The organism is uncultured Butyricimonas sp., from assembly GCF_959596855.1.
GTDB lineage: Bacteria > Bacteroidota > Bacteroidia > Bacteroidales > Marinifilaceae > Butyricimonas > Butyricimonas muris.
Window position 1 is genome coordinate 23,493 of sequence record NZ_CAUFYA010000028.1, and the last position, 23,789, is coordinate 47,281.

The following is a 23,789-nucleotide window of genomic DNA, read 5'->3' on the forward strand; positions in this document are numbered from 1 at the left end:
ATTAGTGTCTTGCCCGTGCTTTGATGATTTCGAAGAAATCGGCTGCTTTCAGGGAAGCACCCCCGATTAATCCGCCGTCCACGTCAGGGTTGGAGAATATTGCGTCGGCATTGCCGGGATTGCAGCTCCCCCCGTAAAGGATAGAGGTATCGTCGGCAACGGTTTGCCCGTATTTCTCGGCTACCACGGAGCGGATGAAAGCGTGCATTTCTTGAGCTTGGTCGGGAGTTGCGGTTTTGCCGGTTCCGATAGCCCAAACGGGTTCATAAGCGATAACCACGTGAGCGAATTGTTCCGGGGTTAAGTTGAAAAGACCGTCAACGAGTTGTTGTTTTACCACTTCAAAATGTTTACCCGCTTCTCTCTCTTCCAGTACTTCACCCACGCAGAAGATGATTTCCAGTTTGCTGTCCAATGCTTGTGCTACTTTCTTCACGAGAATAGGGCTTGTTTCCCCGTAATAACTTCTTCTCTCGGAGTGTCCTAGAATCACGCATTTTGCCCCGGTGGAAGCAACCATTTCGGCTGATACTTCACCCGTGTAAGCCCCGGATTTTTCGGTTGCGCAATTTTGCGAGGAAACCATGATCGAGGGTTCCGTGATATTGTGAGCCACCTTTGCCAAATGGATGAAAGGGGTTCCAAGAACAACCAACACGCCTTCTGCACCTTCCTTGTATCTCACGTAGTCGTTCACTTCTCTTGCCAATTCGACACCTTCAGCGAAGGTTTTGTTCATTTTCCAGTTACCTGCTACAATCTTTTTTCTCATGTCTATAGATTTAAATCGTTGTGTTTTATTTAGTTTCTTCTTTTCTTTATACGGGGAAAAAGTAAATATGCTACAAAGAAAAGAAGGATAAAGGAGTAAACCAAATAATTCCGTTGCATTTCTTGTTGACTCTGCAAGCAATAGGCTGCCAAGTCCGTGTCTTTTAAATCTTTGATATCCGGGATATCTTTCCCCGTGCGTTTGTCCAGAATGGTTCCCTGACGTAAAATAATCACGCCGGGATTGGAACGGAGCATGGTTTTCAACTGTATCTCGTCTGCCGCGCAGAACTCGTACGGCACGTGATGGCGGGTTCGGTAGGCTTGGATATCCTTTCGCGAGGAAGAAGTTAAACCGTAGAACCTGTATCCTTTTTCCCGCGCCAGATTTGCCAATCGGTTCAAAGCGGGTTGTGCATCGGCGTCGCTTTTGTTGATATTATAGGCAACTGCAAGTATCGTGTAATTGTCATCTTCAAGTATTTCTTCCGTGATGTTGCCCAATTCCGGGTGTTCGATCACGAGATCGTGTATCGGGGTGATGTATCCTTTCTTTACCAAGCGTTCCGAACTACTCTCGTATTCCCAGTTCACGGTATCCTGCCAAGGGTAGTTCTCCTCGGTGAATGATTGTATTTCTCCGGTCTGCCTATTCTTGTATTTTAGAGTCACCTCGTACTGGTCGGGTTCGGCTCCCTCCGGTAGCCGCATACCCTCGGCAATATTTTTACCGATCGCGTAGGGGCGGAAGTCTATCACGGGTAAATGACGGTAACAATAGACGGACAGACACAACATTCCAGCTCCCGCGAGCACGAGCATCGAGAATTGCCCCAGCGGGGTAAGTTGGGGTTTGTACTTTTCGCGATAAACAAAGACCACGATGGCAAATAATAACAAGACGATATTCTTCCAGAACGTTTGCCAATTGGTCAGTACGAGGGCATCCCCGAAGCACCCGCAATCACTGACAGGATTCGTCAAGGCGAGCGCTAATGTCAACGGCGTGAAAAATGTCATGAATAGTAAAGCTCCCCAAGCGAGGCGGGATACCCACAGGTTGAACAGTAACGCTATCCCGATCAGGAATTCTGCCAACGAGAGGGCAAAGGAGAAAAATAGTGTCGTGGCATTCATCCAACTCATGCCGAACGCGTTGAAGTAGTCGGTGAATTTATAATCCGACCCTAGCGGATCTATCCCTTTCACGAAGCCGGAGTAGATAAATACGATACCGACCACGATCCTGCAAAGATTTTGAATGAATTTGCTTATCATGTTTACTTTTCTAGTTTTCAGTCTTTAATTCTCCACGACCAGGCGAATTAACCCGAACACGGCGTAATTCACCATGTCGAAGTAGTTCGCGTCAATACCTTCCGATATGATTGTCGCTCCTTGATGATCTTCGATCTGTTTGGTCCGGTTGATTTTCATCAGGATTAAGTCCGTGTACGAGCTGACACGCATTTCCCGCCACGCCTCGTCGTAATCGTGGTTTTTGGCGAGCATGAGTTCTTTCGCTTGCAGGAAATAGTTCTGGTAGAGATGCAATATTTCTTCTCGCGGGGTGTCGTTGCCCGGACCGAGTTGCAATTGAATCAATCCCATGATGGAGTAGTTGATGATGCCGATAAATTCGGGAACGATACCTTCTCCTACTTTCGTGACTCCTTTCTCTTCGATACTCCGGATTCGGTTCGCTTTGATATATATCTGGTCAGTGATCGACGTCGGGCGGAGTATTCTCCACGCTGTCCCGTAATCCTGCATTTTTTTCACGAAAATATCCTGACATATATCTATCACTTTATCATATTCTTGCGCTGTGTTTGGCATAATTCTATCGTTTTTTAGTAACAGAATTTGAAAAATAAGTTGTTTCTTTGAAGTGTAAAATTAGTCAAATAATTCAAAACCGGAAATTGAAATTGGAAAATTATGATGGAGATCGTTTTAAAATTACTGTCTGGGTCCGGTTATCGAGAATGTATTTCTGGAGGAACGATGGATGCGTTGGATGTTCGGAACGATTACCGAGATGGGAATACTTTGTATTTTGAAGCATATTAATATATTTGAGTTCGGCACAATTCTTTCTTTTTGAACTTTAGAAAATATGGTGGAATAGAATATTTTCTAAAAAATTGTAGGGCATTTTCCGTTTTTTTTGTTTTAATTTTATTAACTTGCAAGAATTAGATTGATTTTGGAATAATAGAAATTGATGATTATGGAATATCTATCATTTCGTTTTGACCATATTGTGGTTACGTGATATGTTGTGTTGTATGTAATATTATTATAAATCAGTGGTTTATGAGGATGCGATTGATTTTTATTTGTTCAATTTTATGTATTGTGTGTGTATTGAGTTCTTGTTATAAAGATACAGGTACGAACGTTATTTCAGGGAATTCTTCAAAATTAGTGTGGAATGAGGAACTTTGGCATACATTGCAGAATGATTCAAACTTTATAAAAATCGGAGAACTTATACTGAAAGATCGTATTGCATTTAATAAAATAAAGGGGCAGGCTGATTCGGAAATTGAAGTACGGAAACAAATGGATTCTTATATAGTAGCAAATTCTACTATAAATAAAGCTATTAGTAAACAATTGGTTATATTGCACGATAGATATTCTGAGTTTTCAAATAAATACTATTATTATTTTTTAGATTCTATTAATATAAATCTATCTACGCTATCTAGCCGTTCGCAGGAATGGGAGGTAATTGGTGATTGTACTAATATGAGAATGTACTGTGGTATTATAGCCCAAAACATGACAGAATTATATGAAGCTTATTGTTCTTTATGTAGTACTTGCCAATATAATGCTTTCACACCTGAGCATGCAGTATCTGTTGCGATTCAAAGAATTAATTTTTTTACGAATAATGAGCATAGAATTTTATTAAATAATTATTATTCCCTTGTTTTTATCGTTGGGCGTAATAGTCCTTCATGTGAATACGCTGGTCAACTAGCCTCACAATTTTATGAAATGGGTTCTTCAATTAGGTTTGTTGCTGAAAAAATGAATCAGTTAAAGTATTATAGACAGTATCCTGATGTTCTGTTTGGACTACCTTCTTGTAAAAAGTGTGGTGATTATATTATAGGAGGAGGGGATTCTTCAAGTGGCGGAGATGCCGGTGTTATGCCGGGAACCGTCGTGACTGAAGTACAATGGTGGCCGTCAACACATGAAAGAATTATTTATGATGCGCTTGAAAATGAATGTTTAACACAGGAACAGCTTGATTCAATTAATCTGGGAAGTTTATTAGCAGATAAAGAGGTTGGGGCACAAGATACGGCAAATGCACATAAACATGCGATGCGACAACTGAATGAAAGTATCGAAGATTGTATAGTTAAGATGCGTGATTATTTTGTGGACGAGATGTTGATTTTTTTTAATGATGGCAATTATATAGCTTTAGGTAAAGGTTTGCATCTAATCTCAGATGCGTATAGTCCGGCTCACCGTTTAAAAGTTTGGAGAGGTAATTTCTGGGCATATTTACCGCATATTGCGGAAATAGGTGCTGCAAACCAAAGTGGAGTAGATAAGTCTATTGTCGCTGTAAAATGGATTTATAATGAAGTTGTTAATAACGGTAGAAATCCCGGGACTGTATTTGACGAATGGATAGATGAGAGAAATCCCATTGCACCTAAAAGAGCAAAAAAATAGAACATATGCAAAAAAACAAGATTCAAATATTATGCCATTTGGTATTTGTAACTTTAATCGGAATGATATGTAATGCTTGCTTTGTCGTTAATGGCAAGTATTGGGATGTACGTGAACCTTACGAGGCGATGAATCCCACGGAATACGTGTTTGATTTTCCAATTCAAACGGTACGAGGGATGATTGATAGTTGTTTTGATTTGTCTGTTAGTGAACGTTTTAAGGGTATATATGTTAGGAAATTAAGATCTGATTTATTCAAGTTAATACATGCCGAAGAGTTTCAATCTTATGTATTCAGGGACAAAAAGGGAAACTATTTACCTATGATTGTTTATCCAGTCTTGATGATTGATTCGTTAGGAGAAAATCAGACTATGATTCAAGTGAAATCAGAGGAGCATACGATTGTAGCTGGTAAACGATTTGTTTTTTTTAATCCAGAAAGATTCTCTATGTGGGCTATGCGTTATAAAAGGGAAAAATCATCCACAATTGAAGAATATGAAATATTGCGTTATCTTGGCAAAAGATTAGGACAGATGAATATGCCTCCAATTCATTATCCCAAAGCAATGACATTAGAGGAAGTGAAGTCTAGGTTTTCGTATTTTCCATTCTCTGAAAGTGATTTGGAGTTTGGAAAATGAAAGATATATTTCAAATAGTCAAAGTCATAATTAGAAATAAATACTATATTTGAATTATAGAAATATGGTTTAATTTGTGATTTATATAAAATTTATTTTATTTATTTGATGATAGAATATATATATAACGAAATCTCTTGTATTTCTGTAGTGTAAAAATTCAGTCAAATAATTCAAAACCGGAAATTGAAATTGGAAAATTATGATGGAGATCGTTTTAGGAGATAAAAAAATTAGTTTGGAGCGACCTGTTGTGATGGGTATTTTGAACGTGACACTCGACTCTTTTTATGACGGGGGAAAGTACTTGAGTGAAATCGGGGTAATCAAGCGTATCGACGAGATCGTGGAGCAAGGGGCGGGGATTATTGACGTGGGAGCTTATTCCACTCGTCCCGGGGCTGCTTTCGTGAGCGAGGAAGAGGAACTTTCACGGTTGAGTTTTGCCGTCGAGCTAGTGCGTAAATACCATCCCGAGGTTCCGGTTTCGATAGATACGTTCCGGTCGGGAGTGGCAAAGGAGATTAATCACTGTCTGGGACCGGTTATCGTGAATGATATTTCCGGCGGCACGATGGATGACAGGATGTTCGAAACGGTTGCCGGGATGGGGGTACCCTATATATTGATGCACATTCAAGGTACGCCGCAAGATATGCAAGTAAACCCACGCTATGATGACGTGGTACGTGAGGTTGGGGAGTTCTTCACGGAGCGTATAGCCCGTCTGAATGCCTTGGGATTTAATAATATTATACTGGATCAAGGTTTCGGTTTCGGGAAGACTGTGGCACATAATTATCAATTGATGGATAAAATGGAGTCTTTTCTCGATTTTGGATATCCTTTACTCGTGGGTATTTCTCGCAAAACGATGATATGGCGTTTATTGGATATTACCCCGAAAGAGGCACTGAATGGTACTACCGTGCTCAACACGATATCGCTAATTAAAGGTGCTCACATCCTTAGGGTTCACGATGTTCGTGAAGCCGTGGAGGCCGTGAAGATCGTGGAGGCGATGAGAGGGTGAATCACTTGCCATAGCACGATTCCGGCAGAGACGGAGATATTGAAGGAGTGTTTTGTCCCGAATTGCGGTATTTCAATGCAGTTGTCCGAGAGGTCGATGACTTCTTGTTGCACGCCTTTCACTTCGTTGCCGAACACGAAGGCGTATTTTTGTCCGGGAGTGATGGTAAAGGTTTCGAGAGAGATGCTGTTCTCTGCTTGCTCCACGGATAGAATGGTGTACCCCTCGTTTTTCAATTCTTTCACGGCATCGGTAGTTTCCTCGAAATATGCCCAGTCTACGCTTTCTTCCGCGCCGAGGGCTGTTTTGTGTATTTCCCGGTGGGGTGGGGTGGCGGTGATACCGCAAAGGTATATTTTCGATAACCGGAAGGCGTCCGACGTACGGAATACCGAACCGATGTTGTTCAGGCTGCGCACGTTGTCAAGAACTACTACAAGCGGGAGTTTTTCAGCCTCTTTATATTCTTCAGCAGAGAGGCGGTTCAGTTCTTCGTTGAGGAGTTTGCGATGGGACATGAAATTGAAAATTGAAAATTGAAAATTGAAAATGAGGGTGAGTCATTTCGATTTCCAATTCGGGGTTATTAATGATAGTTTTTAGTTTATTTGAAGATTGAATATGTTTTTTGAGTTTTAATTTTCAATTTTGCATTTTCAATTTTCAATTGCTTTGCCGAGTAAGGTGGCTGCCGTGCATTCGGTTACTCTAACTTGAACGAGGTCGCCGACTTTAGCGCCATTATCCGGGAACACGATTACTTTATTTTGGCTACTACGCCCGAAAAGTTCGTCCGATTTCTTTTTGGAAACACCTTCGACCATAACTTCGAAGACTTTACCCACGTCTTTCAAGTTACTTTGATGAGATATTTCTACTTGCATGTCAATCAGTTCTTGCAGGCGTCTGCCCTTGACTTCCTCGTCCACGTTATCCGGTAAGTTACGGGATGCCATGGTGCCGGGGCGTTCGGAGTACTTGAACATGAAAGCGGAATCGAACATCACTTCTTTCATCAAATCGAGAGTTTGCCGGTAATCTTCCTCGCTCTCGTTGTGGAAGCCCACGAACACGTCGGTAGATATTCCGCAATCCGGGACAATCTCACGGATGGCACGGATACGGTCCAGATACCATTCACGGGTGTATTTCCGGTTCATGTCTTTCAACACGGAGTTACTGCCGGATTGGAAAGGCAGGTGGATGTGTTTACAGATATTGGGATAAGTGGCGATTGCCCGAAGTATGTCGTCATTCATGTCTTTCGGGTGTGACGTGGCGAAACGGATACGCATGTCCGGTACCGTTTTTGCAACCATGGCAAGCAACGCCGGGAAATTCATTTCCGTGTTATCTCCCCGCCACAAGTACGAGTTCACGTTTTGCCCGAGTAGGGTAACTTCTTTATATCCTTTTGAATGGAGGTCAAGTACTTCGTTGATGATGCTTTTCGGGCTGCGGCTGCGTTCGCGTCCCCGCGTGTAGGGCACGATGCAGTAGGTACAGAAGTTGTTGCATCCCCGCATGATAGACACGAATCCGGAGATGGCCGTTTCGTCTATGCGGGAAGGGCAAATGTCTTTATAGGTTTCGGTTGTCGATAATTCGATATTGATGGCTTTTTCTCCTTTTGCCGCTTTTTCTATCAACAAGGGAAGGTCCATGTAGGCATCCGGTCCCACGACGATATTTACGTTTTTTTCCTGTTCGAAGAGAGCGTCGCCCAATCGTTCCGCCATACATCCCATGATAGCGACCAACACGCGCGGGTTTTTCTTTTTCACCTCGGTGAAGCCTTGTACTCGCCCACGTACCCGTTGTTCGGCGTTTTCACGGACAGAACAAGTGTTGACCAGAATTAAATCCGCCTCGTTTTTGTCTTCGGTTCGTTTGTATCCTTTATCTTCTAGTATGGCTGCCACCACTTCGCTATCCGCCACGTTCATCTGGCAACCATAAGTTTCTATGTAAAAATTCCGTATCTCCATTCTCAAATTTTATTTCCGAGGTGCAAAGGTAGTGAATTTCATTCAAAATCCTACCGTATTCCCAAGGTAATCCTAGGGTAATAATATCTCTCCTTGCTTGCAACCCAAGTGTGTGGCACTTCTAGCATCGTGGGGAAACGGTGGGGTAAGCGTGTTGCGAGTGGTCGGTAAGGGGTGTGAGGTAGTAATACGGTGGTATTACCGGGGGATTAGTCAAAAATGAAACTGTCAAATCGGCAGAGAATATTTTTTGGCATAACTATTGTCATTTAGTTGTCGTAAAAATTTGAAGTACAATTAAATTAAAAATATAGAGTTATGTCAACAGGAAAGATTGGAGTTTCAACAGGGAATTTATTCCCGATTATCAAGAAGTTTTTATACTCGGATCATGATATCTTTTTGAGAGAAATTGTATCGAATGCCGTGGATGCTTCACAAAAGATGAAGGTGCTGGCTTCGAACGGGGAGTTTAAGGGTGAACTTGGTGAGTTGAAGGTAAGAGTGAAGGCTGACAAAGCGGCAGGGACGTTGACGGTATCGGATAACGGTATCGGAATGACGCAGGAAGAAGTGGAGAAATATATCAATCAGATCGCTTTTTCCGGAGCGGAAGAGTTCATGAACAAGTACAAAGATAATGCGGCGGCTATTATCGGTCATTTCGGGTTAGGTTTTTATTCTTCGTTCATGGTGAGTGACAAGGTGGAAATTGTGACGAAATCTTATAAAGAGGGGGCGAAAGCGGTGAAATGGTCGTGCGAGGGGAATCCGGAGTACACGTTGGAAGAAACGGAGAAAGCCGAGAGAGGTACGGACATTATCATGTATATCAACGAGGAAGAGAAGGATTTCTTGGAGGATTCGAAGGTAAACGAGTTGCTGACGAAATATTGTAAGTTCCTGCCTATCGAGATTATTTCCGGGAAGAAGAAAGAGTGGAAAGACGGTGAGTACAGGGATACGGACGAGGATAACGTGATAAATGACACGAATCCGGCGTGGACGCGTAAGCCTGCGGACTTGAATGAGGAGGATTACGAGAAGTTCTATCGCGAGTTGTACCCGATGGCTCAGGAGCCGTTGTTCCATATTCATTTGAACGTGGATTACCCGTTCAACCTGACCGGTATTTTGTATTTCCCGAAGATTGATAATAAGTTCGAGATTCAGAAGAATAAGATACAGTTATACAGCAATCAAGTGTACGTGACGGATTCGGTGGAAGGAATCGTACCGGAATATCTGACATTACTGCACGGGGTGATTGATTCTCCGGATATTCCTTTGAACGTGTCGCGTTCTTATTTACAAAGTGACCGTAACGTGAAAAAGATTTCCAGTCATATCACGAAGAAGGTTGCCGATAGTTTGACCGATATATTCACGAACAAGCGTGAGGATTACGAGAAGAAGTGGGATGATTTGAAGATATTTATCCAATACGGTATGCTGACGGACGAGAAATTTGACGAGAGGGCAAAGAGTATTTTCTTGTTCAAAAATACCGAAGGGAAGTATTTCACGTACGAGGAGTACGAGAATTTGATTAAAGCTAACCAGACGGATAAGGATAATAAAGTGGTATTCTTGTACGCCACGGACGAAAAAGAGCAATACACGTATATTGAAGCCGCGAAGGGGAAAGGTTACGATGTGTTGTTGATGGACGGTCAGTTGGATACGCACTTTATCAATCATTTGGAGCAGAAGAATGCGGAACATCGTTTCGTGCGGGTAGACTCGGATGTTATTGATAAGCTGATACCGAAGGAGGACGCTAAGGAAGTGGCTTTGAGTCACGAGGAGCAGGAGGAATTGCGTGCCGTGTTCTCGTCCCAATTGCCTAAAGACGGGGGGATGTTCATGGTGAATTTCGAGGCGATGGGTGAGAATGGTGATCCGGTGATCGTTACGCGTTCCGAGTTTATGCGTCGTATGAAAGACATGGCGGCAATGAATCCGGGTATGGGATTCTATGGAGCTATGGGAGATCAGTATACTTTGGTCGTGAACACGGATCACAAGTTGGTGAATGATATTCTGGAGAACGAGAAGAACGAGATGCAAGCCAAGTTGGAACCGATTTACTTCGAGATTAAGGAAACCGAGAAGAAGCAGGCGGAGTTGGATGAATTGAACAAGGGCAAGAAAGACGAGGAAATTCCGCAGGTAGATAAAGATAGAAAGACTGAGTACAATAAAACTGTTTCTGATTTACAGAAGCAGAAGAACGAGCTGTTGGAAGAATATGGGAAAGGTAATAAGGTTGTAGGTCAGTTGATTGACTTGGCTTTGTTGGCAAACGGGTTGTTGAAAGGAGAGGCTTTAAACAGGTTTGTCAAGCGAAGCGTGGAGTTGATAAAATAAAAAAGTTAAGCCGGACGTTTGTCCGGCTTATTTATTTCAGAAAAAATCATTACTTTCGTTGGATGAATTTGATTGAAGTTACTTAAAATATAAAATTATGCAGGTTATTTTTTCTTCCGGGACATATAAGAGAACGATGGTAAGGTCTATCGTGGCAATCGTGACAGGTATCGTTTTGGTGCTTTGGCCGACAGAGGTGTTGAATTACACGGTTAAGATTATCGGGGCGGTGTTCTGTCTTGCCGGAATCGTGTCTTTCCTCGTGTCTTTGCGGGATCAGGATGGGAACTCGCCGAGAGGTTTGACTTCTTTTAACGGGATCGGAAGTATTATTCTGGGTATTCTGTTGTGGGTGATGGCGGATACTTTTACCAATATATTGATGTACCTGCTTGGTTTTATTTTGGTTGTTGCGGGTATCGGTCAATTGGTTGTTCTTATTTCTGCGAGGAGATTCGGGCAGATTAGCGGGATGAGTTATTTGTTCCCGATAATCGTACTTTTGGCGGGTATTGTTATTTTCGCGAATCCGTTTTCCGCGAAAGAAGGAATAATCACTTTTTTCGGGGCGATTTCTATATTTTACGGGATTACCGATTTGATTAATCAACGCCGGATTAATCAGTTGAGAAAAGAGGCGCATGAGGCGGAACAACAACAGAAGTTGGGTGGGGGTGAGATTGAGGACACGGAGTATGAGGAAGTTGAATAACCTTTTTAATTTCGGATTTACGATTTCAGATTTACGATTTCAGATTTATGATTTCAGATTTATGATTGAAGAGGAGTTTGTAGGCTTAGGATAGTATTATTTAAGAATAGATATAATGGTGTATATTATTAATAAGGAGGATTCGGTTTATAATCGTTTTTTAGCAGAGCTTAGAGATAAAGAAATACAAAAGGATCCTTTGCGCTTTCGACGGAATTTGGAGAGAGTCGGTGAGATTATGGCTTACGAGATCAGCAAGACTTTTCACTATTCGTCGCGAAAGGTGCAAACCCCGATAGATGTGGCGGACGTGAGGTTGGCAGATGATGAAGTGGTGGTGGCTTCTGTTTTGCGTGCGGGGCTTCCTTTTCATCAAGGGTTTCTAAATTACTTTGACCGTTCGGGGAGTGCTTTTATTTCCGCAAGAAGAAAATATAAAGAGAATCATATAGATTTTGAGATTCGTTTCGATTCAATTTACACGCCTAGTCTGGAAGGAAAGCAATTGTTGCTGGTAGATCCTATGCTGGCAACCGGAGCGTCTATCGTGGTTGCTTATCATGAGTTGTTGAAGCAAGGTGGAAGACCGCTGCACACGCATATTGCAGCTATCGTGTCCAGTCGTCAAGGTGTGGATAAAATTACCGAGGCGTTGAAAGATGAGCCGGTTACGATATGGACAGGTGCTGTGGACGAGAGATTGACGGAGAGTTGTTATATTGATCCGGGAATCGGTGATGCCGGTGATTTGGCATTTGGAGAGAAATTGTGAAAACTTAAAGATAAAAACTAAAAGCTAAAAGTTGAAGGTTCAGATTAAAACATTATCTTTGGCGTCATGGAAATGAACAAATATTTAATAGCTGCCTTATATGTGTTTGCCGGTTGTGTGGCAACACTCCCGATTGGGGTGCGTGCCGGAAATGTTCCTGTTGCCAATGACAGCTATCGTTTGTTGATTTCTTCTCCCACTGAAAAAATTATAACCGTTTGCACGGATAAGAGGACTGCGGATGATTTGGACTATGGTGTTTTTAGTCATCAGAATTATTTAGCCTCTATTGATAGTGTAAAGGTTTATTATACTTACTCACCTTTAGTGCTTCCGGGTTGGAAAGTACCCGAAGTAACAGCTAATCCCATACGAGCGCCGGGGAGATGCTAATAATTTTAAATTTATGATTTTAGATTTACGATTGAAGGGGTAAACTATGTTTTATCATTTTCAATTTTCATTTTTCAATTTTTCAATTATAAAAAAGTATGGGATTTAATGATATATTAAAAAGTATGTTCGGTAACAAGGCAGATCGGGATATGAAGGAGTTGTTACCGGTAGTTAAGAAGGTGAACGCGGAGTGGGAGAAGATTAAAGGATTGAGCCATGATGATTTGAGAAAGGTGTCTGCTGATCTGAAGGCGAAGATACACGCTCATGTAAAATCAGAGGAGGATGAGATCGCCGCGTTGAAAGCAAAAGTGGAAAACGAGAAACCCTCTATCGAGGAGAGGGAGGAAATATATAACCGGATTGATAAGCTGGAAGAGCAGATTGACAAGAAACTGGAGGATATTTTGAATGAAATATTGCCAGTAGCTTTCGCGGTGATTAAGGATACTGCACGACGATTTACCGAGAACAAGGAAATCGTGGTAAAGGCCACGGATTTTGATAGGGATTTGGCCGTGACGAAAGATTTCGTGGAAATAGAGGGGGAGGATGCCGTTTATTTTAACTCGTGGCTTGCGGGAGGAAATGAGGTTACTTGGGATATGGTACATTACGATGTGCAGTTGATCGGAGGTTCCGTGTTACATCAAGGGAAGATTGCCGAGATGGCTACCGGTGAAGGTAAAACGTTGGTGGCAACTTTGCCTGTTTTCCTGAATGCTTTGACAGGGCGAGGCGTACATGTGGTAACGGTCAATGATTACCTTGCCAAACGTGACTCCGAATGGATGGGACCGTTATATATGTTCCACGGTTTGTCAGTAGATTGTATTGATAAAACGGAGCCTAATTCTCCCGAGAGAAGAAAGGCTTATCAAGCGGATATCACTTTCGGTACGAATAACGAGTTCGGTTTCGACTATTTGAGAGATAATATGGCGATACACCCGGAAGACCTTGTTCAACGGAAGCATAATTATGCTATCGTGGATGAGGTGGATTCCGTGTTGATCGATGATGCCCGTACTCCGTTGATTATTTCCGGTCCTGTACCCAAGGGGGATATCCAGATGTTTGACAAGTATAAACCCCGTGTGGAAAAGTTGGTTCGTATGCAGCGTGAGTTGGTTTCACGGATTTTTAACGAGGCGAAGACTTTGCTTGCCAGCGGTGACCGGAAACAGGAGGAACAGGGTGCTATTCTGTTATTGAGAGCGTTTAAGGGGTTGCCCAAGTACAAGCCATTAATCAAGTTCTTGAGTGAACAGGGAAATAAGGCGACTTTGGTAAAGACCGAGAATATATATATGCAGGAAAACAACCGTCGTATGCCTGAGATCACGGACGAATTGTATTTCGTGATCGACGAGAAGTTGAATTCAATAGATTTGACGGATAAAGGGCATGATACGATTACGGCGGCGGGAGAGGATCCGAACTTCTTTATATTGCCGGATATCGGTTCCGAATTAGCTGAAATAGACAAGATGAATTTGTCTGACGAGGAAAAGGTCGAGAAAAAAGACCAGTTGGTACAGAATTATGCTACCAAATCGGAGCGGGTACACACGGTGAACCAGTTGTTGAAAGCGTATACTTTGTTCGAGTTGGATGTGGAATACGTGGTGATGGATAATAAAGTGAAAATCGTGGACGAGCAGACCGGACGTATCATGGAAGGTCGCCGTTATTCCGACGGTTTGCACCAAGCTATCGAGGCGAAGGAGAACGTGAAGGTGGAGGCTGCCACGCAGACATTTGCTACAATTACTTTACAGAATTATTTCCGTATGTACCACAAGCTGGCGGGTATGACCGGTACGGCGGAAACGGAAGCGGGAGAGTTCTGGGATATTTATAAATTGGATGTCGTGGTTATCCCGACGAATAAACCGATTATTCGGAAAGATGCGAACGACTACGTGTACAAGACAAAACGCGAGAAGTATAACGCGGTAATAGAGGAGATTAGCCGATTAGTGGAATTGGGACGTCCCGTTCTGGTGGGTACGACTTCGGTTGAGGTATCCGAGTTACTGAGCCGTATGTTGAAAATGCGCGGTATTAAGCATAACGTGTTGAACGCTAAGTTACATCAGCGGGAAGCTGATATCGTGGCTGAAGCCGGTAAATCGCAAGTTGTTACTATCGCTACCAACATGGCCGGTCGTGGAACGGATATCAAGTTGAGTCCGGAGGTTCGTGCCGCAGGTGGTTTGGCAATTATCGGTACGGAGCGTCATGATTCCCGTCGTGTTGACCGTCAGTTAAGAGGTCGTGCCGGACGTCAAGGGGATCCGGGTTCATCACAATTCTTCGTGTCATTGGAGGATGATTTGATGCGTCTTTTCAGTTCCGAAAGAATTATTCGTGTTATGGACCGTTTGGGACACGAGGAGGGGGATGTGATCCAACACTCGATGATCACGAAATCTATCGAGCGTGCGCAACGTAAGGTGGAAGAGAATAACTTCGGTATTCGTAAGCGTTTGCTGGAATATGACGACGTGATGAATTCGCAACGTGAGGTTATTTACAAGAAAAGACGCCATGCATTACTCGGGGAGAGAATCGGGGTGGATATTGCTAATAACATGTACGATGTTTGTGAAACGTTGGTAGAAGTACATAAAGATAGCAACGAAGTAGAGGATTTCCGACTGGATGTATTGAAATATCTGTCCGTGAATTTTGATATAAAGGAAGAAGAATTCCAAAAGACTTCCGCTTCGGAATTGACCGAGAGATTGTATAAAGAGGTGAGAGAAACCTTTACCCGCAAAGTAGAAGGAATTTCGAAACAGGCATTCCCGGTGATTAAGAATGTGTTCGAGCAAAGGGGTGAAATGTTTAAGAATATCGTGGTTCCTTTCACGGATGGCAAGAAAATGTATAACGTGGTCACGAATTTGGAAAAAGCATATAAGACAGAGGGGGAAGAATTAGTACGTGCCTACGAGAAATCGATTATGCTTGCTCATATTGATGATGCATGGAAAGAGCATTTGCGGGAAATGGACGATTTGAAACAATCAGTTCAGAATGCCACGTACGAGCAAAAAGACCCGTTATTGATCTATAAATTCGAATCGTTCAATTTGTTCAAGACGATGGTGGATAAGATCAACAAGAGTGTGGTTTCTACTTTGATGAAAGGACAAATTCCGTTCGAGGCTCCGGAGGAAGTAAGACAAGCCGAGGAAAGACGTACGGATATGAGCAAAATGCGCACGGGACGTACGGATGCTCCCGCGGCACAGACAAATCAAGGACCTCGTAAAGTGGAGCCGGTGAAAGTCGGTCCTAAGGTGGGACGTAATGATCCTTGTCCTTGCGGAAGTGGTAAGAAATACAAGAATTGCCACGGTAGAGAAGAAAATTAATTTTAGATTTATGATTGATGATTTCAGATTCTTGCTGTAATCGTCAATCATAAATTTTAAATCGGAAATAATTATGGTTTCATTATTTATCAACTGGGATGTCAGTCCCGAGATTTTTAATTTAGGAGGCTTCTCTATCCGGTATTACGGTTTGTTGTTTGCGTTGGCGTTCGTTTGCGGATACAAGGTAGAAGAGAAGATGTTCAAATCAGAGGGATTAAGTCAGCAATGGTTGGACAAATTATGGATATATGTTGCCGTGGCAACCGTGATCGGTGCTCGATTGGGACATTGTTTCTTTTACGGGTGGGAATACTATCAGAACCATTTATTGGAAATTGTTTTGCCATTTCAACTCAGTCCGTTTAAATTCACGGGTTTCCAAGGGTTGGCGAGTCATGGTGCTGCGATAGGTATTATCGCGGGATTGTGGTATTATTCCAAGAAAGTGAGTAAAAAATCAATCTTTTGGATATTGGATCGTGCCGTGATTCCTATTGCTCTTGCAGGTTTTTTTATCCGGATGGGGAATTTGATGAATTCGGAAATAGTCGGACTTCCGACCACTTTGCCGTGGGGTTTTATTTTTATCCACGGGCATGGGATTGAGAATCCGGAATTACCTCGTCATCCGGCTCAGTTGTACGAGGCAATTTGTTATTTAATCAGTTTTGCCGTGTTAATGCATTTGTATTGGAGAACGAACGCGAAAGATAAACAGGGTTTTCTATTCGGCATGTTTTTGATCTTGATTTTCGCAGCACGTTTCTTTATCGAGTTTGTGAAAGAGGATCAAGAGGCTTTCGAGGCTTCGATGACATTGAATATGGGGCAATGGCTGAGTATTCCTTTTGTCCTTGTGGGTATCTATATGGTATGGAGAAATAAAACGCCGTTGAAAGCGAAGTAATTTATGACTAAGTGAATATGGGTTACGATAAAAGATTCATGAAAGAGGCAATTCGAATTGCCGTGGAGAATGTGAAGAATGGGACGGGAGGTCCTTTCGGGGCTGTTGTTGTGAAAGGCGGGGAGATTATTGCATCTTCTGGGAATACGGTAGTACCGGATAATGATCCGACAGCTCATGCCGAAGTGAATGCTATTCGTAAGGCATGTAGAAATTTGGATTCCTTTCAACTGGAAGGGTGTGAGATCTATTCCAGTTGTGAGCCTTGTCCGATGTGTTTGGGGGCAATTTATTGGGCTCGTCCGAAAGCTGTTTATTATGCTTGTACGAAAGAGGATGCGGCTGAAGGCGGATTTGATGATTCTTTTATCTATAAGGAAATCATGTTGGATGGTTTGCGACGTTTTATCCCGTTCGTGAACGAGAAAGAAGAGGGTGCCGGGGAGGAATTTGAGCTTTGGCGTGAGGAAAAGAACAAAATCAAGTATTAGAATCTGTGTTCTATAAAGTTATGAATAGGGCGTGTTTTGAGAAGGATACGCCCTATTTTTATGTCCTATTTCCAAATATTTCTTGCTGTTTTTCTCTTTTTTTATTAAATTTGTAAACCTCAGGTATTTGCTTTCTGTATAAATACATGTCACTTCTCGGCATTCGAGGGCGTTTTCGGACGCTACAACATTTTATGTTGTGTTTTTGTTTAACTTTTGAAATAGGAGGAACGTGGAGCTGAAAAATGTACTGAAATATTCGTATACCGAATTAATAGATTTATTTGAAAAGGACTTCCCGAGTATATTGCATAACGCAAGGATAAGCGATGATTGGAGAGTCTTCGAGCAATTTTTGAAAGAATATATTCGAGCGACTCTAATCAGACGTCCTTCGCCTCTTTCTATACGGCGTTTTTTTCGCATGTTCGTGAATCGTTCCCGTTATATCCATGATTTCTCGACGGGTGAGAAAATCCGGTACGAGCCGATAAAATGGTTATGGGAGGCTTTGCGGGGGGAAGATAATGATGTGCATCAGGACTTTTTGATCGACAGGTATTTTTTGTTTAAACAGTTTCAAAATAGCTTTGATGTTTTGTCAGATCAAGAGCAATGCAAGAATTGGAGAGAACGTTGGGAAGTGGGTACAGATGAAGATGTTGCCGAGGAACGCCGGGAGAATAGAAAGCGAATATCTTATTTGTTAATTCGTAAAATAGAGCGACGGGATAAAATGAATTCCCGTTATCGTTTTGCCGCGGAAACGAGTGAAGAGGACAAAATGAGGCTGATAGACGAATGGTGGAAAGACTATAAATTTCATTTGACGATGGCAATACGGGAACCGGATGAATTGAATCTGTTTTTGAATCATACGTTATCTGACAAAACGATGCAAATCCTGCATGATGCAAAGCGGAAAGGAATACCTTTTTTCGTGACGCCTTATTATTTATCCCTGTTGAGCGTGAAAGAGAACGGGTATGATGATTCCACGATTCGGAGTTACGTGATTTATTCTCGGGAACTGGTAGAGAATTTCGGACATATTCAGGCTTGGGAGAAAGAGGATGTCGTGGAAGCCGGTAAGCCCAACGCGGCAGGTTGGTTATTGCCAAATTCGACAAATATTCACCGTCGTTACCCGGAAGTGGCTATTTTTATTCCGGATTCGATGGGGCGTGCTTGTGGAGGATTGTGCGCTCTTTGCCAACGGATGTATGATTTTCAAAAAGGGCATCTGAATTTTAACTTGGATCGCTTGAAGCCGATAGAAGGATGGGAGAGAAAGATGGAGCGGTTGATGACTTATTACGAGTATGATTCTCAATTACGGGATATTTTGATCACGGGAGGTGATGCATTGATGAGTCAGAATTCGACGTTGGAGAAAATTCTGGATGCCGTTTACCGGATGGCGGTTCATAAACGGGAGGCTAACAGGGAGCGGACTAAAGGAGAGAAATATGCCGAAATCCGGCGGGTGAGATTGGGTTCTCGTTTATTGGCGTATTTGCCGAGTCGGATTGATGACGGATTGATTGATGTCTTGAAACGTTTTCGGGAGAAAGCCACTCGTGCGGGGATACAACAATTTTTTGTGCAAACGCATTTTGAATCGCCGTTGGAGATCACGGAAGATGTGGTACGTGCGGTACGACGCTTGCTGGATGCCGGATGGATTATAACGAATCAACTCGTATTTACCGTGGCGGCATCCCGCCGGGGACACACGGCAAGGTTGAGGGAGGAATTGAACAAAATAGGAATTTTGACTTATTATACTTTTTCCGTGAAAGGCTTTGGTGAGAACTATGCTCTGTTTGCCCCGAACAGTCGCTCCATGCAAGAGGTAAAGGAAGAAAAAATATACGGTCGTTTGTCCCCGGAATTGGAGAAAGAGGTGTTGGATATATTGAAGCGTCCGGAATTGCTGAATCCCGGTTTGGTTCGTTTATTAGAGAAATATGGTCAACCCTTCTTGGCTACCGACCGGAACGTGATGAATCTGCCGGGGATAGGAAAAAGTATGACTTTTGTGACAGCCGGTTTGACTAAACAAGGGAAGCGAATTTTACGTTTTTCCTTGGACGCGAATCGTCGACATAGTCCCGGTGTGGATAATATCGGGGATATTTATATCGTGGAGAATAAATCTATTGCGGCATATTTACGCCAGTTGGAGGAATTAGGAGAGGAGGTAGAAGACTATTTTTCTATATGGCATTACTCGGAAGGGCACACGGAATCCCGCTTCGCTTTGTTCGAGTATCCGGAGCAATACACGGGTATCACGGATGATTTTACAAATTTGATCATAGAGTCTTAAAAAGAATTGCGTATTTGTAAATTTTAGGCTATCTTGGCTGTTGTGTTTAAAAAATACGTTTATGAAAAAGATCGATTTAGTTTCAATCGTAGTATTGTGTATTATTTTGCTTGCCGGATGTGCCGGAGAACCTAATCAAGAGGTGAATATTATTCCTCAACCCCAGAGTGTGGCTGTTGAGGATGGTGGTTTCAAACTGTCCCCGAAAACGGTGATTAACGTTGTGCAAGGAGCGGAGGATTTGACTCCCGCTTGTACTTTCCTTAGTACATTGACCGAAAAATCTTTCGGGACACCTTTAAAGATCGAGAAAGGTGGTACCAAGAGTAATGCAGTGAACATTACTGTTGATCCTTCCATGAAAGCTGATGCTTATGAGTTGACCGTGAGTGAGAATGCTATTCATATTCAAGGTGGAAGCTCAAAGGCCGTGTTTTACGCCATGCAGAGTTTGCGGCAGATGATGCCTGTCGGGATGGAGAAAGGGGAAAAAATGAACAAGATAAGAATCCAGAATGTACGGATTCAAGATGAACCTCGCTTGGGATACCGGGGTACGATGTTGGATGTTTGTAGACATTTTTTCACGGTGGATGAAGTGAAGACTTTTATCGATATGCTGGCGTTACATAAATTGAGCGTGTTCCATTGGCATTTGACGGATGACCAAGGGTGGCGTATCGAGATTAAAAAATACCCGGAATTAACTCGGATAGGCAGTCAACGTAAACAAACCGTGATAGGTAAAAATACCGGAAAATATGACGGGAAGCCTTACGGGCCGTATTTCTTCACGCAAGAGGAGATAAAAGATGTCATTCAATACGCGGCTGACCGCTATATTACAATTATCCCGGAAATCGAACTTCCCGGGCATGCTTTGGCTGCGTTAGCAACCTATCCGGAATTGGGATGCACGGGTGGTCCTTACGAGGTTTGCCAGATGTGGGGTGTTTTCCCAGAAGTTTTTTGTCCCGGAAACGAGAAGACATTTGAGTTTTGGGAAGGGGTGTTGACCGAGGTTGCCGAGTTATTCCCGTCTGATATCATTCATATCGGGGGTGACGAATGCCCGCGGGACGAGTGGAAAAAATGTAAGAAATGTCAGGCTCGAATGAAAAAGGAGAATATGAAGGAGGAGTACGAGTTGCAGAATTACGTGGTTCACCGGATTGAATCTTTTTTGAAGACGAAAGGGAAGAGGATTATCGGTTGGGATGAAATTTTGGAAGGCGATGTTTCCAAGACTGCTATCGTTATGTCGTGGAGAGGTAAGAGCGGTGGTATAGCCGGAGCGAAGAGGGGTAATGAGGTGATTATGGTACCGAATGATTACGCTTATTTTGATTATTATCAAGCGAAACCGGTGGAGAATGAGCCTTTCGGTATCGGTGGCTACGTACCCGTGGAGAAGGTGTATAGCTTGGATCCCACGGAAGGGTTGACTCCCGAGGAGACAGCAAAAATCATCGGTGTGCAGGCTAATTTGTGGGCAGAGTATATCACGACTTTCAGTCACGCTCAATACATGTTGTTGCCTCGTATGGCGGCGTTGTCAGAGGTGGCTTGGACTCCGCAAGCGCGAAGAGATTATTCGGGTTTCTTGAATAGAGCCAAGTTGTTAACGCAACGTTATGACGCCTTGGGATATAATTTTGCCAAACATATTTTGCAGGAGCCGAAAACGAATGAATAAGATATTATGGTTTGCCTTTTTCTGTTGTAGCATCGGGGGGATTCTCGGATGCTCTTCGGAAAAAGAGATAAGAACGGAGGTTTCTTCCGGTTGGCAATTCCGTCAAAAGGATAGTGGCGACTGGCTTCCGGCAACTGTTCCGGGGACAGTGCATACGGATTTGCTGGCAAACGGGAGAATAGAAGATCCTTTTTATCGGATGAATGAACTCGGATTGCAGTGGATTGATAAGAAGGATTGGGAATATAGAACCGAGTTTTCGGTTGATGATGAGCTGATAAACAAGAAAAACCAATATCTTGTTTTTAAAGGATTGGATACATACGCTGATATTTACTTGAACGGTGAGTGTATCGGTTCCGCGGATAATATGTTCCGTACGTGGAAATTTGATGTTTCCGGTAAATTGAAAGCCGGGGATAATGAATTGCGTGTTGTACTCGCTTCTCCCACTGCGAGAGGATTGGAAGAGATGAAGCGTTACGGTTTGAGATTGCCGGCAGATAATGATCAAAGTGAAAGAGGGGGAATGGGACAGGATCGGGTAAGCGTGTACACCCGTAAGGCTCCTTATCATTATGGTTGGGATTGGGGACCTCGTTTGGTGGCTTCGGGGATATGGCGTCCGGTTATCATCGAGGCGTGGAGTGGTATGAAAGTGGAGGACGTGTATATAAAACAAACGGAAGTCACGAGGGAGTTGGCAACTTTAAGTGCGGATATTTGCGTGAAGGCGGATGTCGGACAAGAGGTCGAAATTGAGATTACGAGTGACGGGAGAGTCTTGGCTTCCGGTAAGAAGAGCTTGGAACGGGGAGAAAACAACGTTTCCGTGCCTTTTGAGGTGGAGAGTCCCCGGTTGTGGTGGAGTAACGGTTTGGGGGAGCAAAACTTGTATTCTTTTAAAGTGCGGGTGACGGGTGTCGAAGGTATTGTTGCCGAGAAAGAGGTGACGACCGGATTGCGATCATTGAAATTGGTACGGAAGAAGGATCAATGGGGCGAATCGTTCGGTTTTGAATTGAATGGTGTACCCGTTTTTGCCAAAGGGGCGAATATTATACCGAATGATGTTTTTCTGCCTCGCGCAAATCGAGAGGTGTACGAGAAAATGGTTTCCGATGCCGCGAATGCTAACATGAATATGTTGCGGATATGGGGTGGCGGAATATACGAGGATGATGTTTTCTTTGAATTGTGTGACAAGTATGGGATTATGGTGTGGCATGATTTTATGTTTGCTTGCGCGATGTATCCGGGGAACAAGGAGTTTTTGGATAATGTTCGGGAAGAAGCTATTGATAACGTGGTGCGGATGCGTAATCACCCGTGTATAGCCCTGTGGTGTGGTAATAATGAAAATGCATTGGCATGGCGTCACGGTTCTCCCGGCGGGTGGGGATGGAAACAGCAGTTCACGAAAGAACAACAGGATACCGTGTTTAAGGCTTATTATGACGTGTTTCACGATTTATTACCGCGCGTGGTGAGTGAATATATGCCCGGGTGCGATTACTGGCCTTCTTCCCCTATGGCGGGACCGGAACCGACTCAGCACGGGTTGGATGGAACGACTTCCGGCGACCAGCATTATTGGGGTGTTTGGCACGGTTTCCGTCCATTGGAGAGTTATGACGAGGTGACTACTCGTTTTTGTAGTGAATACGGGTTCCAGTCTTTCCCGGAAATGAGTACTATACGTACCTATGCTTTACCGGAGGATTATGATATTAACTCGGACGTGATGAAATCACATCAGCGGAGTTATATCGGTAACGGGCGTATTTCGGATTACATGAAAATGTATTACCGGGTTCCGACTGATTTCGAACAGTTTATTTATATGACGCACGTCTTGCAAGGGCTTTCGACGAAAATGGCTATCGAGGCGCATCGCCGGAATATGCCTTACTGCATGGGTTCGCTTGTTTGGCAATTGAATGATTGTTGGCCTGTCGCCAGTTGGTCGACCACGGATTATTACCACAAGTGGAAAGCGGCGCATTACGTGATGCGTGATTGTTTTAAAGAGATCATTGTTGCCCCGAAGTGGCGGAATGACAGTATGCTCGTGTATGTTGTCAGCGACCGTTTGCAACCCGTGGAAGCTGAATTGAGTGTTGATGTGATGGATTTCTCGGGGAAAATTATTTATTCGGAGAAGTCCAATGTTGAAATTCCGGCTAATACATCAACTGTTTTAACGGGTATGAAGCGTTCTTTTTTACTTCGGGGGGCTAGTGGAAAGGATGTCTTTGCCGTGGTTCGTTTGACAGGGGGAGGAAAGAACGTGGATGAGAAAAACGTGTATTTCGAGTATCATAAAGATTTGAATTTGCCCCAAGAATCGGAATTGTCGATTCTGGCTCGGGAAGAGGGGAAGCAAAAGTATATTTTGGTAACGGCAGATAAATTGGCATGTAACGTGATGTTTGTTTTGCCGGATAGTACGGCTTTCTTTTCGGATAATTATATCGATATACTGCCGGGACGGACGTATAAAATAAACGTGAAGACAGATATTCCTCTTGCGGAGATTGAAAGACGGATACAGTACCGTTATCTACGATAAAA

Annotated in this window: 19 protein-coding genes; 14 read left to right on the top strand and 5 right to left on the bottom strand. The window is 43.2% G+C overall.

Annotated features, from left to right (window positions below; genetic code table 11):
• Window position 1: 1 nt before the first annotated feature.
• Genes tpiA through Q5866_RS12610 form a run of 3 tightly spaced genes read right to left on the bottom strand, consistent with a single transcriptional unit; the run spans window position 2 to window position 2,610 of the window.
• Window positions 2-772 carry a triose-phosphate isomerase gene (gene tpiA / locus Q5866_RS12600; protein WP_303180577.1) on the bottom strand — a complete coding sequence of 257 codons (771 nt, stop codon included), beginning with the start codon at window positions 770-772 and terminating at the stop codon, window positions 2-4.
• A 29-nt stretch (window positions 773-801) separates the two neighbouring features.
• Window positions 802-2,049 carry a BT_3928 family protein gene (locus Q5866_RS12605; protein WP_303180579.1) on the bottom strand — a complete coding sequence of 416 codons (1,248 nt, stop codon included), beginning with the start codon at window positions 2,047-2,049 and terminating at the stop codon, window positions 802-804.
• 24 nt (window positions 2,050-2,073) lie between these two features.
• Complete coding sequence (locus Q5866_RS12610) at window positions 2,074-2,610, bottom strand: DUF1599 domain-containing protein (protein WP_099292782.1); 537 nt, start codon at window positions 2,608-2,610, stop codon at window positions 2,074-2,076.
• 102 nt (window positions 2,611-2,712) lie between these two features.
• Here Q5866_RS12610 and Q5866_RS12615 point away from each other — a divergent pair, with 102 nt between their 5' ends.
• From Q5866_RS12615 to folP, 4 genes are all read left to right on the top strand, one after another.
• Window positions 2,713-2,844 (top strand): hypothetical protein, encoded by a 132-nt coding sequence (locus tag Q5866_RS12615; RefSeq protein ID WP_255302046.1) that lies wholly within the window; start codon window positions 2,713-2,715, stop codon window positions 2,842-2,844.
• Window positions 2,845-3,090: 246 nt separating this feature from the next.
• Window positions 3,091-4,479 carry a hypothetical protein gene (locus Q5866_RS12620; RefSeq protein ID WP_303180581.1) on the top strand — a complete coding sequence of 463 codons (1,389 nt, stop codon included), beginning with the start codon at window positions 3,091-3,093 and terminating at the stop codon, window positions 4,477-4,479.
• Window positions 4,480-4,484: 5 nt separating this feature from the next.
• Window positions 4,485-5,129 carry a hypothetical protein gene (locus tag Q5866_RS12625; RefSeq protein WP_303180583.1) on the top strand — a complete coding sequence of 215 codons (645 nt, stop codon included), beginning with the start codon at window positions 4,485-4,487 and terminating at the stop codon, window positions 5,127-5,129.
• 202 nt (window positions 5,130-5,331) lie between these two features.
• A complete protein-coding gene (folP, locus tag Q5866_RS12630; protein ID WP_303180585.1) occupies window positions 5,332-6,162 on the top strand; it encodes a dihydropteroate synthase in 831 nt (276 codons plus the stop codon).
• On the opposite strand, the gene Q5866_RS12635 is transcribed toward folP, so the two are convergent.
• Entirely contained in the window at window positions 6,105-6,680 is a 576-nt protein-coding gene (locus Q5866_RS12635; protein WP_303180587.1) for an RNA methyltransferase, read from the bottom strand. The genes folP and Q5866_RS12635 overlap by 58 nt on opposite strands.
• Before the next feature lie 138 nt (window positions 6,681-6,818).
• Window positions 6,819-8,150, bottom strand: coding sequence for a tRNA (N6-isopentenyl adenosine(37)-C2)-methylthiotransferase MiaB (gene miaB / locus Q5866_RS12640; protein WP_303180589.1), 1,332 nt, complete (start codon window positions 8,148-8,150; stop codon window positions 6,819-6,821).
• A gap of 318 nt (window positions 8,151-8,468) precedes the next feature.
• Between miaB and htpG the strand changes: the two genes are divergently transcribed.
• The 10 genes from htpG to Q5866_RS12690 all read left to right on the top strand — a co-directional run bounded on the left by htpG (window position 8,469) and on the right by Q5866_RS12690 (window position 23,787).
• Window positions 8,469-10,520, top strand: a complete 2,052-nt coding sequence (htpG, locus tag Q5866_RS12645; RefSeq protein WP_303180591.1) for a molecular chaperone HtpG — start codon at window positions 8,469-8,471, stop codon at window positions 10,518-10,520.
• A 97-nt stretch (window positions 10,521-10,617) separates the two neighbouring features.
• Window positions 10,618-11,232, top strand: a complete 615-nt coding sequence (locus Q5866_RS12650; RefSeq protein ID WP_292269023.1) for an HdeD family acid-resistance protein — start codon at window positions 10,618-10,620, stop codon at window positions 11,230-11,232.
• A 115-nt stretch (window positions 11,233-11,347) separates the two neighbouring features.
• On the top strand, window positions 11,348-12,004 hold the full coding sequence (gene upp / locus Q5866_RS12655; RefSeq protein WP_176555087.1) for a uracil phosphoribosyltransferase: 657 nt from the start codon (window positions 11,348-11,350) through the stop codon (window positions 12,002-12,004).
• Window positions 12,005-12,070: 66 nt separating this feature from the next.
• Window positions 12,071-12,397 (top strand): hypothetical protein, encoded by a 327-nt coding sequence (locus tag Q5866_RS12660; protein WP_099292754.1) that lies wholly within the window; start codon window positions 12,071-12,073, stop codon window positions 12,395-12,397.
• 98 nt (window positions 12,398-12,495) lie between these two features.
• Entirely contained in the window at window positions 12,496-15,786 is a 3,291-nt protein-coding gene (secA, locus tag Q5866_RS12665) for a preprotein translocase subunit SecA (protein WP_303180594.1), read from the top strand.
• A 73-nt stretch (window positions 15,787-15,859) separates the two neighbouring features.
• On the top strand, window positions 15,860-16,696 hold the full coding sequence (gene lgt, locus Q5866_RS12670; RefSeq protein ID WP_099292750.1) for a prolipoprotein diacylglyceryl transferase: 837 nt from the start codon (window positions 15,860-15,862) through the stop codon (window positions 16,694-16,696).
• 17 nt (window positions 16,697-16,713) lie between these two features.
• Window positions 16,714-17,187 carry a nucleoside deaminase gene (locus Q5866_RS12675; protein ID WP_303180596.1) on the top strand — a complete coding sequence of 158 codons (474 nt, stop codon included), beginning with the start codon at window positions 16,714-16,716 and terminating at the stop codon, window positions 17,185-17,187.
• Between the two features lie 232 nt (window positions 17,188-17,419).
• Window positions 17,420-19,519, top strand: coding sequence for a KamA family radical SAM protein (locus tag Q5866_RS12680; RefSeq protein WP_186975671.1), 2,100 nt, complete (start codon window positions 17,420-17,422; stop codon window positions 19,517-19,519).
• Between the two features lie 61 nt (window positions 19,520-19,580).
• On the top strand, window positions 19,581-21,215 hold the full coding sequence (locus Q5866_RS12685) for a beta-N-acetylhexosaminidase (RefSeq protein ID WP_303180598.1): 1,635 nt from the start codon (window positions 19,581-19,583) through the stop codon (window positions 21,213-21,215).
• A complete protein-coding gene (locus Q5866_RS12690; protein ID WP_303180599.1) occupies window positions 21,208-23,787 on the top strand; it encodes a glycoside hydrolase family 2 protein in 2,580 nt (859 codons plus the stop codon). The genes Q5866_RS12685 and Q5866_RS12690 overlap by 8 nt, the downstream gene beginning before the upstream one ends.
• The last annotated feature ends 2 nt before the right edge of the window (window positions 23,788-23,789 follow it).